Annotated in this window: 2 protein-coding genes; one reads left to right on the forward strand and one right to left on the reverse strand. The window is 72.6% G+C overall.

Annotated elements, in window-relative coordinates; all coding sequences use genetic code 11:
• A partial coding sequence (locus AB0O09_RS38735; RefSeq protein ID WP_363550518.1) for an ABC transporter ATP-binding protein occupies window positions 1–510 on the forward strand: 510 nt, incomplete at its 5' end.
• Between the two features lie 89 nt (window positions 511–599).
• Here AB0O09_RS38735 and AB0O09_RS38740 read toward each other — a convergent pair.
• A partial coding sequence (locus tag AB0O09_RS38740; protein WP_363550521.1) for an ABC transporter ATP-binding protein occupies window positions 600–1028 on the reverse strand: 429 nt, incomplete at its 5' end.

The following is a 1028-nucleotide window of genomic DNA, read 5'->3' on the forward strand; positions in this document are numbered from 1 at the left end:
AACGAGTTCAGCCTGTCGTACATGTTCATCGCCCACGACCTCTCGATCGTGCGGCACATCTCCGACCGGGTCGGCGTGATGTACCTCGGCAAGATGGTCGAGATCGGCTCCGACGAGGAGATCTACGACCACGCCACCCACCCGTACACCCAGGCGCTGCTCTCCGCCGTCCCCGTACCGGACCCGGCCGCCCGCGAGGACCGGGACCGGATCGTGCTGACCGGCGACGTGCCCTCGCCGGCGAACCCGCCGTCCGGCTGCCGCTTCCGCACCCGCTGCTGGAAGGCGCAGGAGAAGTGCGCCGTCGAGGTCCCGCTGCTCGCCGTCCGCCCCTGGCTGGAGGGCTGGGCCGCGCACGAGTCGGCGTGCCACTTCGCGGCGGAGCGCGACATCGAGCAGAGCGCGGCGGAACGGGACACGGGGGAGCAGGACATCGTGGAGCGGGACGTCGTGGAGCCCGACACCGGGACCGAGGGCACCGGGCCGGACGGCCCGCCCCCGCCGGCGTAGCGACGGACTGCGACGGACCGACGGCGAAGGGCCCCTCCACCCGCGGGTGGAGGGGCCCTTCGCCGTCGCTCCGAGGCCGTGCGGCCGGGTCAGAGCTCCTTGGCCGTCTCCCGCTGCGCCGGGACGTCGGCGGCGAGGGTGGTGCCCTCCTCCGGGAAGTGGCAGGCCGTCAGGTGGCCCTCACGGCTGCCGGAGAGCTGCACCAGCGGCGGCTCCTCCGTCGCGCACTTGTCCTGCGCCTTCCAGCACCGGGTGCGGAAGCGGCAGCCCGACGGCGGGTTGATCGGCGACGGGACGTCGCCGACCAGGCGGATCCGCTCACGGGCGTCGTCCGGGTCCGGCTCCGGCACGGCGGAGAGCAGCGCGTGCGTGTACGGGTGCCGGGGGGCCTCGTAGAGCGACTGGCGGTCGGCGATCTCGACGATCTTGCCGAGGTACATCACGCCGACCCGGTCGGAGATGTGCCGCACGATCGAGAGGTCGTGGGCGATGAACATGTACGACAGGCTGAACTCGTT

Source organism: Kitasatospora sp. NPDC093679 (assembly GCF_040683455.1).
GTDB classification, from domain to species: domain Bacteria; phylum Actinomycetota; class Actinomycetes; order Streptomycetales; family Streptomycetaceae; genus Kitasatospora; species Kitasatospora arboriphila.